Here is a 15,362-nt window from a genome sequence, read left to right on the forward strand (position 1 = left end):
ACCCCAGTCACCTTGCCTGGCCCTCAAGGCCAAAGCAAGGACCATTCTAGCCCTTGAGTTACAACATGGGTCAAGCGCAGGCCTGGACAAACTTACAGCGTCTGGCCCGGATAGGAAAATCGGTCCGCTGGATCAAACAGGGCTTTGATGCGGCTATCCACATCCTGAGCTTGCCAGGACTGCTCCTGATTCGGCCAGGACCAATCTTGCGGGTCCGAGCCGCTTAAAACGGCATCATCCAGCACCAGCCATTCCACCCAGGCCAAATCACCGCCGTGGCCCAGCATCAGATGAGCCAGATTGATGCCCTCGCCTTCCATCGGCTCCAGCGCATCCAGGCGGTAGCGGCAAGGCCATTGTTCTTGTCTCAAGGCCTGGGTTTCCGAGTCTCCCATCAATTGAAACAGGGCGGGAATCAACTGCTGCATGCGCAGGCTATCTAGGGGATTACGGTTTTCCTGCCCAAAGGGGCCCAAGGCGGCTTGCGTGTTGTCAGCCAGAATAACCGAGCAGTGCAACACGCCCGACAAGGCGGTGCGACCGCTAGGCCAATCATGCTGACGCCGGTCGGCTAACCAGGCAGCGACGGTCATGCCAGCCGGAGCATTGGCCAAACCCTGAAAGCCTTTGGCTTCCATCTCGCCCAGCAGACAACCGGGCTGAACAAACCACCGATTGGAATTCGGTTCCAGACGATCACAGCGTGCCATCTGTCGGCCCGGTGCCAGAACAATCAAGGGACCATCGGTTTCACTGGCCTGCGGCACACCTTCCAGACACACCGTCACACCGTACTCGGCGGCCAGCGTCAACACCATATGGACATCCGCGCTGGAGGCAGGCTCCAGACGAGCCTGCTCGTGATCCGGTTCCGCACTGAGTTCTGACCACTCACCTTGAACCCGAGCTTTCAAACGTGAACAAAATGTCTGCCACGCTGTTTGGGGAGGACGACGCCCCATCAAAAATGCACGCCGCGACGAAGAAACCATAGACTTTTCCTGCAACAAACCTAAACTTGAGTCTCACTGGCCCGACGGTTTGTACCCCTACAGGGCACACGCACATGCCACAGCCACCTGACGCCCTTTTGAGCAAGGTCCTACAATACACTTTTTACCCGAGATTTGCCGTATGTCCCGCCTCGCCAGTCGTACCGAACATGTTCTTCCTTTTCATGCTGTTGAACTCTTCAAACAGGCTAATGCCCTGAAGGCCACGGGCCGCGACATTATCAGCCTGGGCATAGGCGAACCGGACTTCACCGCCCCGCACGCCGTGGTCGATGCGCTGCATCAGGCCAGTAATCAAGGCTTGAGTCAGTACACCGCCCCTGCCGGTCTGACGGCTTTACGTGAACGCATCGCCCTGTATTACGAGCAGCAGTTCCAGGCCCGTGTCGACCCCTCGCGTATTGTGGTCACGGCCGGTGCATCCGGTGCCCTGTCTCTGGCTACGCTGGCTCTGATCAATCCTGGTGACGAAGTGCTGATGCCCGATCCGTCCTACCCGGCCAACCAGAACTTCATCATGGCAGCCGGTGGTACGGCCCGCCTGATCCCGGCCTCGGCGGAGGAACGCTTTCAGCTAAGTGCCCAGCATATTCGCGAGCACTGGGGCCCCAAGACCCGCGGCGTTCTGATTGCGTCGCCCAACAATCCCACCGGCGCAACGATTTCCCGCCCTGCCCTGCAAGAACTGATCAAGGAAGTGCGCGCCCGTGATGGCTTCATCATCATGGACGAGATTTATCTGGGTCTGTTTTATGAAGAAGCCCCGCTCAGCGCCTTGACCTTGGATCAGGACATTATTGTTATCAATAGCTTTTCCAAGTACTTCCACATGACGGGCTGGCGTCTGGGCTGGTTGATTCTGCCCACCTGGATGACAGAAGCCTGCGAGCGCATGGCTGCCAGCCTGGCAATTTGCGCTCCCTCCCTGGCCCAACATGCCGCCCTGGCCTGCTTCGAGCCTGAAACCATGGCGATTTATGAAGAGCGTCGCCTGGCCTTCAAGCAGCGTCGTGATTACCTGCTGCCCGAGCTGGAGCGTCTGGGCCTGCGTGTACCCGTGCGCCCGGATGGCGCTTTCTATATTTATACGGATATTCGCGAATACAGCCAGGACAGCGATGCCTTCTCGCAGCAACTGCTGCACGAGGCCGGTGTGGCCGCTGTGCCGGGTCGGGACTTCGGTACGGCCCACGCGCCCTACACCTTGCGCCTGTCCTACGCCACTGGCATGGACCGCTTGCAAGAAGCGATCAGTCGTCTGGGACAATTTCTGGGCCGCTAAACCCGGCATCGTTTCAGTCTGCCGGGCAATGCAGCCCGACTCCAGTAAAGTATTTCGGGCCGCAAGGCCCGATTTCTTTTTCCATTCAGACCACTTAGCGTGCCCGGATCGGAATGCCCGAGGCCAAGGCAATACGGCGACGTTCAGCCAGCACCTTCGCGCCATAGCCGCCATCGCTAGGCCCGGTTGCGCCCACATAACAGGCCAGGCCACCTTCAATAGACCCTCGGCGGCGAATACAGTCCGACAGAATCTGCGCACCCACCCGAATATTTGCCTCGGGGCTCAGCACGGCCAACGTCCCTTCCATATAGATATCGAACTTCTCTTTATGGACTTTGGTCATCACCTGCATCAGGCCCTGCGCACCTACATGACTTTCCGCATAGGGGTTGTAGCGTGACTCAATGGCGATCACCGCCAGAATCAGTTGGGGGTCCAGATTCTTTTCCTTGCCCACAATAAAAGCGGTGTGGATCAAGGCCCCCGCCACCGAATAGGCAATCTTGTACTTGCGCGCCAAATAGCTGCGCAAGGCCTGCTGCTGAGCCGCCGTGACGCCCGCAATGGGCTGCCCGGTGACCGAAGCACGCAGGTTCTTCATAAAACCCTGATAAGTAGAGACAGCTTGCTGCTGTTCTGTCTGGCTCAAGTCTTCGCCCTCTTCGGACAGGTTGGGCTGTGTCTTGTCCGCTGGCCAGACCGCCTGGCTGTACGCATCGTATTTCACCGCCTCGGGGCGCAGGGTTTGCACGAGACCGGTATAAAGCTGGTTAAACTGAGCGCGCATCGACGGCACAACCACACAGGCTGCAATCGTCACCAGTACGGCAATGCCCAGGTACATGGCACACACGTGCACAAACTCACCGATGCGATACGTCAGGGTGCGGGCCGAGCGACTAAGTACATAGTCCATATCTTGGAAGCCCATGGGATCATCCTTAGTATTGCTAACTGCCCGATGTTAACCTTAGAACCTGTTCAAGGTCTTAACCAAAAATATCTGCAAGCGGAGCCCCGTTCTTCTGTGAAATACCGTGACTTGAGAGACTTTATTGCCCAGCTGGAAGCCAAGGGCGATCTGAAGCGGATTACGCAGCCAGTTTCCACCTCGCTGGAAATGACTGAAATCAGTGACCGGGTACTGCGTGCCGGTGGACCGGCGCTTTTGTTTGAAAATGCCCAGCATCAAGGCTCCAAAGCCGCCATGCCTGTCCTGGCCAATTTGTTCGGCACGCCGCAACGCGTCGCCTGGGGCATGGGTGCACAGGATGTGTCGGCATTACGCGACACTGGCGAGCTGCTGGCCAATCTGAAAGAGCCGCAAGCCCCCACCGGGATGCGTGATGCGCTGTCCAAAGTATCCATGCTCAAGTCCGCCCTGTGGGATATGAGCCCCAAGAATGTCCGCTCTCCCGCGTGTCAGGAAGTGGTGCTGGAAGGCAAGGATGTGGACCTGAACCAGATCCCCTTGCAACTGTGCTGGCCCGGCGACGTGGCCCCCTTGCTGACCTGGGGCTTGGTGATTACCAAAGGCCCCCACGCCAAGCGTCAGAACCTGGGTATCTACCGTCAACAGCTGATTGGCCGTAACAAGCTCATCATGCGCTGGTTGTCCCACCGTGGCGGTGCCTTGGACTTCCGCGATCATGCACTGACCAACCCCGGCAAGCCCTTCCCGATTGCCGTTGCCCTGGGCACCGACCCCGCCACCATTCTGGGTGCGGTCACCCCCGTGCCCGATAGTCTGTCCGAATACCAGTTTGCCGGTTTGCTGCGCGGCTCGCGCACCGAAGTGGCCAAAGCCCTGGGTAGCGACTTGTCCGTACCCGCCTGGGCCGAGATTGTCCTGGAAGGACATATCCTGCCCAGCAATCACCCGGATGCCCTGGCCCCCGAGGTGCCTGAAGGGATGAAGCCGTCCGCCGACAGTAGCTACGAAATGGCACTGGAAGGCCCTTACGGCGACCACACCGGCTACTACAACGAGCAGGACTGGTTCCCGGTCTTTACTGTCGAGCGCATCACCATGCGCCGCAACCCGATTTACCACAGCACCTACACCGGCAAGCCGCCCGATGAGCCTGCCGTTCTGGGCGTTGCGCTGAACGAAGTCTTTGTGCCCCTGCTGCGCAAGCAATTGCCTGAAATTGTGGACTTCTACCTACCACCCGAGGGCTGCAGCTACCGCTTAGCCGTGGTGTCGATTCGCAAGCAATACGCAGGCCATGCCAAGCGCGTGATGTTTGGTGTCTGGAGCATCTTGCGCCAGTTCATGTACACCAAGTTCATCGTGGTGGTGGACGAGGATGTGAACACGCGCGACTGGAAAGAAGTGATCTGGGCCATGACCACCCGTATGGACCCGGTGCGCGATACCGTGCTGGTGGAAAACACACCTATCGACTATCTGGACTTTGCCTCGCCCGTTTCGGGACTGGGCGGCAAGATGGGCATGGATGCCACCAATAAATGGCCCGGAGAAACCCAGCGCGAATGGGGTACCCCTATCCAGATGGATGAGTCCACCAAGAAAAAAGTGGACGATATGTGGAGTTCGCTGGGGCTGTAAGCCAGAACGCGCCTTCATATGGCAGGTTCCAAAAACAAACAAAGACCATCACCGCAACGGTGCATGGTCTTTGTTTTATTCTGCTCTTGAATGCGGGCCAGTCAACGCTACGCCCGAGGCCAGCATCAGGTCGGCAAGGCCAAAGGCTCCACCAGTTCAATCAGGTACTCATCCGGGTCAAACACAAAGGCAATAGTGCGTTTACCGTGATTCATCTGTTTAGGTGGCGTCTTGATCCTGACGCCCTGCTCCTCCAGATAACGCACCGCCTGATGCACGTCCTGGACCATCAAAGCCAGATGACCAAAAGCCCCACCCTTCTCATACGGCTCTTTTTGATCCCAGTTCCAGGTCAGCTCCAGACTGGACTGTGTGCTCTGGTCAAAGCTGAGAAACACATTGGTAAAGCGGCCGGACTCATAGTCCGTGTGGCGCACCACATGCATGCCCAGAATATCGCGGTAGAACGCCAGGGATCGCTCCAGATCCAGGACGCGCAACATGGCATGATCAAGGCCAAACTGTATTTGGGAAGTGCTCATAGCAAGGGGCAGAGGGTTGAAAATTGCAATGTAGCAAAACCGCCCTCCTTGCATCATGACCGCTCATCAAGGGTCCATGAGAAATACTCAAGCCTTACGCACTGGCTGCCATCAACTCCGACGAGATGGTCTGGATGAATAAAGGCACACAGGGATTGGCATTGCTTTCCTGCCACATGATGTTGATGAAGGACTGCGGATGCTGGCCCGACAAGTCCAGATCAATCGCCACCAGATCACGGTGCACGTACTTGCGCAAGGACTGCGACAAAACGGCAATGCCGATATTGGCCGCCACCATGCTCATGATGCCGGTGATGGTGCTGGCTTCCTGTACGGAATTGGGATGGAAACCGGCATGTCGACACAGGGAATAGAAATAGCGCCGCCAGACCTGCCAATGCGTCTTGCTGCCCACCACAAAGCGCTCATTGGCCAGTTCCACCAAGGGGATGGATTTTTCTTTTGCCAAAGGATGATCGCTCTGCAAAAGAACGATGGGATCATCACGACATACCGGCTTCCACAGCACGCCCAGTTCCTCGGGGTCATCAGAGAAAGCAAAGCCAAAGCCCAGGTCCAGACTGCCCTGCTGCAAGCCCTGTATTTGCTGCTGCGTGGGCATATATAACAAATCGGTTGTGATGTTCGAATACTGCTGCTTGAAGTGCTCCAGCGTTCTGGGCAGCACGTCCTGCACCGCATAGTCGTTATAGGCAATGATCAGGTGTCCGATATCGCCAAACTTGGCTTTCTGGGCCAGCTCGATACCGCGCTCCAGATGCACAAAAACCTGTTCGATTTCCTGCAGCAATAAAAAGCCTGCCGCTGTGAGCTTGACCTGGCGGGTGCTGCGTTCAAACAGGTCCACCTGCAAATCATCTTCCAGCTTTTTGATGATGCGCGTCAGGCCCGGTTGCGTGATGTGCAGCAGCTCCGCCGCCTTCTTGAAATGCAACTGTTCGGCCACCGTTTTAAAGGCGCGCAGGTGATGCAAATCCAGGCGTGCGGGAATCATGGTTTCGCTCATATTTTAGATTGATAACATCGCGATCAATAATAGTGCGCGAATAGTGAATGGACAAGCAATTTGCAGAGGATTAGCTTATCTAGCACGCACTGGATGGCGCTTTGCAAGCATGCCAGGACCGGATGCCCAGCCCCACGGAAAGGAGGAACTCATCCTGTTGCAGCCGATGCTCTAGCCGAACTTTCAACCAATACCAAGAAAAGATAGACACGTAGAAATAATAAAAAAACCAGCTACCCCCACAGGGTTTGATTTCAAAAAACAGATAGTCCCAATACTTGAGGAGACATAAGTATGCAAAGGGAAAGCACCGTGGCCGAATCGGAACATACCGATACGGGTCACATCAAGAAAGTAATGATGGGTTCAGCGGCCGGTACGATCGTTGAATGGTTTGACTTTGCCTTGTTCGGCTATATGGCCGTCTACATCGCACAAAACTTCTTCCCCTCGGAAGACAAGATGGCGGGCCTGCTGGCCACCTTTGCCGTATTTCTGGTGTCCTTTATTGTTCGCCCCCTGGGCGGCATCTACTTTGGCAGGCTGGGCGACCGCATTGGCCGCAAGAAGATTCTGGCCCTGACTGTCTTGCTGATGTCCGGGTCCACCGCCGCCATTGGTCTGATTCCAACCTATGAAAGCATTGGCATCTGGGCTCCGGTTCTGCTGATTATCATCCGCTGTATTCAGGGGCTGTCGGCCGGTGGCGAATATACGGGCGCCACCATCTACACCGTTGAACATAGCCCCATGAACAAACGCAACTCCTACGCCTGGGCCATGTCCGGTGCTACATACTTTGCGTTTGCACTGGCAGCAGGGATCAGCGCCGGTCTGGCCGCGATTGTCGGTACCGAGGCCATGGGCGATTGGGGCTGGCGCACCATCTTCCTGCTGGCCGTTCCCATGGGCATTGTGGCCTTCTTCATTCGGGATCATCTGGCCGAGTCGCCCGAGTTCCAGCAAATGCGTGCGGAGAAAAAAGGCCAGCTCAGCTACAGCGCGTCCCAGGTGTTCAAGGCAGAGGGTTCCAATATTGTGAAGCTGGGCGGCTTTATCGTGCTGTACGCCCTGTCCTTCTACATTTTCTCCACCTACATGAACACCTTCCTGCGCACGGTCATTGGCTTGTCCTCCGTCCAGTCCCTGACTGCGAACATGGTTGCCCTGCTGTTTGTCACCGCCCTGACCCCGCTTGCCGGTGTGATCTCGGACCGGGTGGGCCGCCGTCGCATGATGCAATTTGCCGCTGTCTGGCATGCGCTGTTCACCATTCCGGCCTATATGATCGTCAGCAAGGGAGCTTCGTTGGAGGCCGCCATTTTCGGCATGTTGATTATCGGCATTGGTCAGGTGGCAGCCAGTGTGGTGGCCGTCACCCTGCTCTCGGAAATGTTCCCGACCGACATGCGCTATACCGCTTCGAGCATGTGCTACAACATCACCTTCGCAATTTTTGGTGGCACCGCACCTTACCTGGCTATCTGGCTGACGGCGCAAACAGGCAGCTATCTGGCTCCCGCGTTTTACGTCACGGTGGTCGCGGTTCTGTGCTTTTTCTGGGTAACTGTGCTGATGCCCGAAACTGCCAACAAGCCTTTGCGCCGCTATCACACCGAACCGGCTCATGATGCCAAACCGGCTGTCAGCATGGGCAAGGCAGGCGCCAGTTAAGCCTTCTTTATTCCCGCTGGTTTTCCGCAATCAACAGCCCTGTAAAACAGGGCTGTTTTTTTATGGAAAAAGAGCATTGATTTACATTAAAAGCAATTCACATAAAGCTGATTCTGCCCATACAGAAACAGTATTCCCATACCGGCTTCTATAGAATAGCCTTCTATAGCCCGCGCCAAATATAGACTCATTTTCTACCGTAAACAGACTGAAGAATGCGCCTGCTCTGCCCAAGGGATTTGCACCATGACCACCATCAGCCTCACCGACGTAACCGTAAGCAGCGACGCCGACTCGCATGCCCAAGGGTGGCTGACGGTTCAATTCAGCAATGGTTACCGCATCCAGGCCTACTGCCCCGAAAGCAATGACAACTGGGCCCAGGGAGCCCAGCAGCTGTGCAAGCCGGGACATTATGACGGTCTGGCCCCCACGCAGGTGGATAAGTTGCTGCTGCAAGCGGCCGACGATGGCAGCTATGTCGTCCTGCAAGCCACTCTGCCCAAGGCGGCCGTTCCCATGACGTATGCCCGGCCCGCTGACGAGCACATCTATATGGAACTGTCCCACAAACAGCAAAGCGTTTTCAGCGCGGATTTCCTGGCCATTGCCGCGATTATTTTCGGGGCGCTGTATGGTTTGAAATGGCTATTTGAAAAGTATCTGCTGCCCAAACTATAAAAACGCAGCCAAAAAAAAGCGCCCTGTAAAAACAGGACGCCTAAAAGAAAAAAGAAAATTACGCCGTCAGAACTGAGCTGCTGTTTAAAAAGCGCTGCTGCAACTGACGCGCCTGTAAAAGCAAAACATCATCCTGATGCGGTTTACCAATCAACTGCAAACCCATGGGCAGTTTCTGGAAGTAACCCAACGGCAAAGACACCACCGGCAAGCCCAGTAACTGCCAGGCACGACTCATGAATGGCGCCCCTGTTCCTTCGGTTTTATAAGGCGCAACACCGGCTGCCGCAGGTGCCAGAATGAAATCCACCCCACTATCCTCAAACCACTGCAGCATCGCCTGTTTGAGCGTGTCCGCTCTTTGCAAGGCAGCAATGTACTCCTTGTAGGGAAAAGACAGACCCGTGCTCATCAAGGACTGCATATGGGCGCTCAAGGTTTCATGCTGCTGTTGCTCGTACACCAGATTCCGGGCCACTTCATAAGCCATGATCTGGGCATGCAAGGCCGTCAATTCAACAACGGCGTCCTGCAGGGGAAAATCCACCAGCGTATGCCCCTGTTCCGACAAATCCTGCTGGCAGGCCTGCAAGGTCTCCAGCATCTTATCCTGAACGTCGCCCAGTGCCTGCCCGGAGAAAACACCGAACACACAAGCCGCCTGCGCCCCTGGCGTGCTTAGATTCAAGGGTTTGTGCAGCAGGATATTGCGCAGCAAGAGCGTGTCGAGCACATCGTTGCTGAGTATGCCCAGGGAGTCCAGAGACTGAGCCAACGGCTGAATATTGCGCAAGGAAAACTCGTTCTTGCTGCCTACATAGCCAATGCAGCCGCAGTAAGATGCGGGCCGTATGACCGATGCCGCCGTCTGTGTACCGAAGGCTACCGGCACCATGAAATCAGCCACTGCGGCGGCAGAGCCGCTGGACGAGCCACCAGGTGTGCGTTCGACATCATGCGGGTTATTCGTCTTGCCAGCCTGAAAGTAAGCAAACTCGGTTGTGACCGTCTTGCCCATCAAAATGCCGCCTGCCGCTTTCATCGCGGTCACGCAGGAAGCATCCATATCCGGAATCCGATCCTGGTGAATGGCCGAGCCCATTGTGGTGGGAATGCCCGCCGTATCAATCACGTCCTTGACCGCAAAGGGCAGGCCCATCAAGGGCGAGGCCTTGTAGAAATCGCTGCGACTTTCGTACTCGGCCAGATAGTCGTCCTGATCAATCAGATACTGCCAGGCACCAATCCTGTCATCGCGTATGGCTATGCGCTCGTAGAAGGAGGCCACGATCTCCGGCAGACTGGCTTCGCCCGTATGCAGAGCGTGCAGCAATTGATGCAAAGGCAGCTTAAACCACTGTCGTTTCATGCTGCCACTCCTTGAGAGCTTGCAATAAAGAGGCATCCACCGTCGCCACCCCACCACCAACACGGCCACGTTCTCCGGCACCGTCGATCATGCCCAGCAGCACCAACGGCCCGGTATTGTTGGCGATCACCTGCGCAAAATCGCTAATACCATGGCGTCCAGCCAGAAAGGGCAAGCGAGTTTTCAAGAACTGGCCTTGACGAGTCAGGTAGTCCGAGGGCAAAAAGGCGTGCAGATTCCTGGCGCTAATCCCGGCCAGATCCAGACACTGGCCACCCAGCCCTACAAAATCCACCACCGCACTATCACCCAAGGCTCCCAGCGCTTGTGCCTGCTCATTGCCCGGCTCTTTATTGCCGGCGATGACAGGAGCGTCCGTAACCAGCCAGGTCGTGGAACTGGCCAGTTGCAGACCAAAGCGCAAGCCATTGCCGCCGACCTTAACGATGGCATCCGCGCCATCCGCCGGCGTCTGGTTTGCCAGAACCAAGGCACTGGCAGCCATCCAGTAATTCAAGGCCCAGGCCATCGCACCGTACAAAAAGCTCTGGCTGGCGTCGTCATTAATGCCCCAGGAGACAATAATGTCGGCCAATTGCCGGGAACCATGCATAGTACGAGCATGGCCATCATCACCATTCAGCAAGGAAGCCTGAACGATGGGAGCCAGATCTACCGGCCCCTGAAACTGTGCAGCCAGCCGTGCACCCAAATCCTGATGCAGCCAACGCAGATGCGGCATCATTTCGTCGGCAAAAATACCCAGGCGGGTGCACCACTGCATGCCTTCATTCAGCACCGAGTATTTCTTGTTGTCGGGCCGATTGCTGTCGCTGACCTCAATCAAATACATGGACGGCGTCACCACTCCGGCCAATGGCACCACCACGCCGTAATCCTGCGCGGGAGCCAGTTGCACGCCCCCTGCATCCAGCAAGGCTTGGGCCTCTTGCTTGCTAGCTGCCCAGCCCTCATACAGAATGCCGATCAAAGCCGAATTTCGGATTGCGGCAGGCAACTCCTGTGCATCCCGAAACGGTGGCCCGGCATGCAGGACCAGACGGCCTTGCGAGGGCAAAATGGATTGCAGGGACCGGACTCCTGTCCAGGCGGGCATCACGGCCTGCGTCTCTACATGCTGAGCCATATCGTCTCCTTACGCCACGCGCACCCAGGTTTCGCTGTTCGCCAGGCTGGCGGACTGCGCACGCGAGCCGTTAAAGTCCCGCTCTATGGTGTTGCCTGGCAGGGCCGTGCCATTGATCAGCACCCTGGCTTGCTGCGCTGGGTGGAACACACACATCATTTCGTGTTTCTGGGTTTGGGTCTGGCTTTGTGGCAAGTCCACACAAATCGCTGGCTGCGTCATTTGATGCCATTGCAGCTCCACCGTCAGACCAGCACTGGCGGAGGTAACTGACTCGCTGACCAGTTCAGGGAAACGATTCACGGTCTGGAAAACACCGTCACCCAAGACCTGCAACTTATCCAGTGCCACCGCCTTGCGAAACAGACCGAAATGGCTCACGAAATCCTGTACCAGATACTCGGCCAAGGGCTTGTTATCCGTGATCAGCAAACGCGTGTCACTGTCCTCCCCGTCCTCGTAGGGCTTGTCCAGAACCAGGATGGCCTGGCCGCTGCCATACGCCGAGCTGGCAATGCGAAAGTACAGGGACAAAGACGACCAATCCTGTTCAGGGTCAGTCTTCAAGTAAATAAAAGGGTTGTCACCCGTCCAATCCAAGGTGCCGGTTTTAATTCCCGTCATGCTCAAGTCTCCGTGTTCAATGTATTCGTTATGGGAGCCTGGACGTTTCACGCCAGGTCTTTTTCCACCGCGTATTCCTGGCGCAGTTGCTGGAAGTCCGTGCTTGGTTGCCAGCCCAGAATTTCCTTGGCCGCATGGCTGCTGAAAATGGAGGCACGCGGATTGTTCTGATACCAGCGTGGGTTCTTGATTTCAGGCACAGGGCCAATAATCTGCTGATACCAGTCTGTGGTTGCCAAGGGGTGGGAGCTATCGTCTGCGCTAATGAAAAACACGCCGTAGCGCAAACCTTGCAGATTCACGGCGGCCTCAAAAGCACGCGCCAGATCTGCAGCCCAGATGTAATAGAACAGCCAGTTACGCTGCGGGCTGTCGACAAACTGGATGTACTCGGCAATGGTTTCCGGCAGCACCACGGCCAGTGGACGCAAGCAGATCACTTCCATATCGCTGGCATCACTAAAGCTTTTTGCCATCTGCTCCATGACGATCTTGCTGACGCTGTAGGCCTGATAAGGCTTGTTTTCATGGGCCTCGTCCACAGGCAGATACTGGGGTTTCCAATCAGCTCGCATCTCGGACAGACCGCAAGCCGAAATACTGGAACACAGCACCACTTTCTTGACACCGTTTTCGCGACAGGCTTGCAGCACATGCCAGGTGCCACGCACATTAACGTTGATGTACTGCTCTTCAGCGGCCTTCCAGTCAAAATCAATTGCCGCCAGGTGAATCACGGCATCGGCATCTTTGGTGGCCGCACGCACGGCCTCCAGATCCATCACATCCGTTTGAATAAAAGAAACCTGATGCTGGCTGGGTTTCAGATCCGCCACGACCACATCCATGGTCTGCATCAATTGCTGTACAACGTACGAGCCCACACGGCCCGAGCCGCCTGTAACCACCACTTTTTTCATGGTGTTTCTCCTGTTTATTGTTATAGATCCAAAACCAGTTCGGCCGACAAGGCGCGCGAGACGCAGATCATCATGGTTTCATTCAGTTGCCGCTCTTCTGGCGACAGCACAAAATCCCGATGCTCAGGCAGGCCGGAAATCACTACGGTCTCGCAGGTGCCGCAGGTGCCGTTCTGGCATGAGCACTTGACCCGTATGCCTTCCCGTTTCAAGGCGGCCAGAATCGTTTCATCCCCCGCTACCGCGATGCTTTTGCCCGATTTTTGCAAAGTCACGGTAAAGCCCTTGCCTTGCAGCAGGGCCGGATCGGTCTCTACCGAGAAGCGTTCCAGCACCAGTTGCCAGCCAATATCGGCCTGTTCCTGTTGATAGTTTTCCAAGGCGGTCAACAATGGTTGCGGACCGCAGGAATAGACGACGGTTTGTGCATCCAGCGTTTTCAATGCGCCTTGCAGATCAAACAGCCCGTCCTGATTGGAGGCATGCGTGGTGATACGCGCAGCATCCACTTGTTGCAGCTCTTGCAGAAAAATAAAATCCGCTGCGTTTCTTGCCAGATACAGCAAGTGCCAGTCCAGGCCGGCTGCCGCAGCGGCCTGGACCATGGGCACGATAGGCGTGATGCCTATGCCCCCGGCCACAAAAAAGCACTTCTTGTTTGCAGCAAAGGGAAAGTGATTTTTCGGCACGCTGACAGCCAGCGCATCACCTTCCTGCAACACCTCATGGATATACGCAGAGCCGCCCCGCCCGGCTTCTTCTTTCAGAACGGCAATTTGCCATTCACGGGTATTGGCCTGCTGGCCACACAAGGAATATTGACGGTAAAGCGGCTCGGTCTTTGACACCGCCAGCTCCAGCTCAATATGCGCACCCGGCTCCCAGACAGGGAACGCGTCCCCGTCTGGCAAACCCAGGGTCAGGCCTACGACTCGCTCTGACAGCCTGGTTTTCTTCAACACGCGTGTTTGCAAAGTTTGCTGCATGATGCTGCTCCTGCTCCCTTAGGCAATCACTCGGATCGGCAATACCCGGCTTTGCTCGTCCACACGGCGCTCTTCGGCGCGGTACAGATCAATCAGCCAGTTTTGCAAACGCTTGATGACCAGCTCTTCATTGGTCAAACGACCACGGGAGGCAAAGTTGGATTGCATGCCCTGATGCGAACGACGCCAGGCAAACAAGTCCTCAATCATCACGGGGTACAGATCATCGTGTTCCTGATCGAACTTCTCTTTGTGGTCCTCGCGCTCCAACGTTTCCTGCGGGTACATCCAGGACACGCCATAGGTGGACTGCTTGGCGCTTTTGGGCAGCCACATGAAGTACTTCACCTTGTCAGGCATGGCCACCAGCAAAAGGTTGGGCGCTACCGTCACGTAGGAAAGCTGAGTTCGCTCCTGGTCAGTCAAGCCCTTCATGGGCGGCTGCAAGATAGAGCCGGTATGCGTGGGGGCTGCGTCTTTGTGGGTGGAGATCAGGTTGTAGGAGACAATGCCATTGGCCACGTCATTGAAGACAGCGGTTTCGTCCACACGATCCGGATTGGTTTCGTACATGCCGCCCCAGGACGAAGCGTGCAGAAAGCTGCAGTGGTAGCACTCGTCATTGAAGATCTTCCAGTTCCAGTCGAAACCTTCCATCTTCAGGGGTTCCGAAGACTTCAGCTCGGACATGCGATAGTTCGCCAGCTGCTTGCCCAGATTGCCCAGGCGGGTGTGCAAGGCCGGCGCCATGGCGTCGTAGTTGATGAAGATAAAGCCTTCCCAAACCTCGGCGCGGATCTTGGGCAAACAGACGCTCTTGGGGTCAAAGCTGGCCCCGGTATCGGTCAGACCTGGGGCGGAAACCAGCTCGCCTTCCATGTTGTAGACCCAGGCGTGCAAGGGGCAGCTGATGCGGCGTACATTGCCTGCCCCTTCCAGCAACAGCATATTGCGGTGACGACAGACATTGGACAGCACATTAATGCCGCCTTCGCGGGTGCGGATGGCAAACAGCGCATCATTGCCTACATCGAAGGTGAAGAAGTCACCAGCATTGGGGATGTCAGTGGCACGGCCCACACAGAACCACTGCTTTTTCCAGACGGCATTCAGCTCAAACTGGAAAAAGTCTTCCGAGGTAAAGCACTCGGGCGGCAAGGCGAAAACCTCGTCGGTTTCCTGCTGAAAGTAGCTGCGGTCAAATTCTTCAATCGCAATGGGCGAGCGTAGAGCGGTATTCATCTCAATATCTCCTCTGGTTTGCATGAGCACCATGAATGGCTTTTATTAGGTCAGGCCAATCATGCGACAGGGAGCGACGCTTGAAAATTGAGCAAATTTGACGGAACGATGAGTTTTTTTTGTTGTTGAATATGGGTAAAGGGGTAGTGGTAGGTCGCAAGCACTGCAAAGTGTGGAAATTCGCAGCGTCATGAAACCCGATTCATGGCTGCGTGTCAGGTATTTGGCAAGCACGTATGAGCGGTGTGAGAACTATGCGGAGCTTGAGAAAGCCCCC

14 protein-coding genes are annotated in these 15,362 nt (G+C 56.0%); 4 read left to right on the forward strand and 10 right to left on the reverse strand.

The genetic code is table 11. The annotated features are described in order from the left end of the window. Positions 1 to 92 precede the first annotated feature (92 nt). On the reverse strand, positions 93 to 992 hold the full coding sequence (locus tag KOE80_RS09085) for a hypothetical protein (RefSeq protein WP_226348946.1): 900 nt from the start codon (positions 990 to 992) through the stop codon (positions 93 to 95). 142 nt (positions 993 to 1,134) lie between these two features. On the opposite strand from KOE80_RS09085, the gene KOE80_RS09090 reads away from it, so the two are divergent. Then, positions 1,135 to 2,295: a pyridoxal phosphate-dependent aminotransferase gene (locus tag KOE80_RS09090; protein ID WP_203145079.1), complete on the forward strand. Its 1,161-nt coding sequence runs from the start codon at positions 1,135 to 1,137 to the stop codon at positions 2,293 to 2,295. 94 nt (positions 2,296 to 2,389) lie between these two features. On the opposite strand, the gene KOE80_RS09095 is transcribed toward KOE80_RS09090, so the two are convergent. Further along, on the reverse strand, positions 2,390 to 3,229 hold the full coding sequence (locus tag KOE80_RS09095; RefSeq protein ID WP_226348947.1) for a lytic transglycosylase domain-containing protein: 840 nt from the start codon (positions 3,227 to 3,229) through the stop codon (positions 2,390 to 2,392). A gap of 96 nt (positions 3,230 to 3,325) precedes the next feature. Here KOE80_RS09095 and KOE80_RS09100 point away from each other — a divergent pair, with 96 nt between their 5' ends. Then, entirely contained in the window at positions 3,326 to 4,870 is a 1,545-nt protein-coding gene (locus tag KOE80_RS09100; RefSeq protein WP_226348948.1) for a UbiD family decarboxylase, read from the forward strand. Between the two features lie 125 nt (positions 4,871 to 4,995). Here KOE80_RS09100 and gloA read toward each other — a convergent pair whose 3' ends face one another. Next, positions 4,996 to 5,412: a lactoylglutathione lyase gene (gene gloA / locus KOE80_RS09105; protein ID WP_226348949.1), complete on the reverse strand. Its 417-nt coding sequence runs from the start codon at positions 5,410 to 5,412 to the stop codon at positions 4,996 to 4,998. 94 nt (positions 5,413 to 5,506) lie between these two features. Further along, positions 5,507 to 6,442 (reverse strand): LysR family transcriptional regulator, encoded by a 936-nt coding sequence (locus KOE80_RS09110; protein ID WP_009455147.1) that lies wholly within the window; start codon positions 6,440 to 6,442, stop codon positions 5,507 to 5,509. 294 nt (positions 6,443 to 6,736) lie between these two features. Between KOE80_RS09110 and KOE80_RS09115 the strand changes: the two genes are divergently transcribed. Further along, positions 6,737 to 8,116, forward strand: coding sequence for an MFS transporter (locus KOE80_RS09115; protein WP_022983431.1), 1,380 nt, complete (start codon positions 6,737 to 6,739; stop codon positions 8,114 to 8,116). A 246-nt stretch (positions 8,117 to 8,362) separates the two neighbouring features. Beyond that, complete coding sequence (locus KOE80_RS09120) at positions 8,363 to 8,797, forward strand: hypothetical protein (RefSeq protein WP_109088826.1); 435 nt, start codon at positions 8,363 to 8,365, stop codon at positions 8,795 to 8,797. 58 nt (positions 8,798 to 8,855) lie between these two features. On the opposite strand, the gene KOE80_RS09125 is transcribed toward KOE80_RS09120, so the two are convergent. The 6 genes from KOE80_RS09125 to KOE80_RS09150 are packed head-to-tail and all read right to left on the reverse strand — an operon-like array spanning position 8,856 to position 15,085. Further along, positions 8,856 to 10,166 (reverse strand): amidase, encoded by a 1,311-nt coding sequence (locus tag KOE80_RS09125; RefSeq protein ID WP_226348950.1) that lies wholly within the window; start codon positions 10,164 to 10,166, stop codon positions 8,856 to 8,858. Then, the gene (locus tag KOE80_RS09130; RefSeq protein WP_226348951.1) at positions 10,147 to 11,313 is read right to left on the reverse strand and encodes a DUF1116 domain-containing protein; all 1,167 of its coding nucleotides are present in this window, start codon (positions 11,311 to 11,313) and stop codon (positions 10,147 to 10,149) included. Before KOE80_RS09130 ends, KOE80_RS09125 begins: the two co-directional genes overlap by 20 nt. A 9-nt stretch (positions 11,314 to 11,322) precedes the next feature. Continuing rightward, a complete protein-coding gene (locus tag KOE80_RS09135; RefSeq protein ID WP_226348952.1) occupies positions 11,323 to 11,937 on the reverse strand; it encodes an NAD-dependent dehydratase in 615 nt (204 codons plus the stop codon). 47 nt (positions 11,938 to 11,984) lie between these two features. Beyond that, a complete protein-coding gene (locus tag KOE80_RS09140; protein WP_035271165.1) occupies positions 11,985 to 12,857 on the reverse strand; it encodes an NAD-dependent epimerase/dehydratase family protein in 873 nt (290 codons plus the stop codon). Between the two features lie 20 nt (positions 12,858 to 12,877). Further along, positions 12,878 to 13,843: a PDR/VanB family oxidoreductase gene (locus tag KOE80_RS09145; RefSeq protein ID WP_226348953.1), complete on the reverse strand. Its 966-nt coding sequence runs from the start codon at positions 13,841 to 13,843 to the stop codon at positions 12,878 to 12,880. An 18-nt stretch (positions 13,844 to 13,861) separates the two neighbouring features. Then, positions 13,862 to 15,085, reverse strand: a complete 1,224-nt coding sequence (locus tag KOE80_RS09150) for an aromatic ring-hydroxylating oxygenase subunit alpha (protein ID WP_226348954.1) — start codon at positions 15,083 to 15,085, stop codon at positions 13,862 to 13,864. Positions 15,086 to 15,362 lie beyond the last annotated feature (277 nt).

Source organism: Alcaligenes sp. 13f (assembly GCF_020496585.1).
Lineage (GTDB): Bacteria > Pseudomonadota > Gammaproteobacteria > Burkholderiales > Burkholderiaceae_B > Alcaligenes > Alcaligenes phenolicus.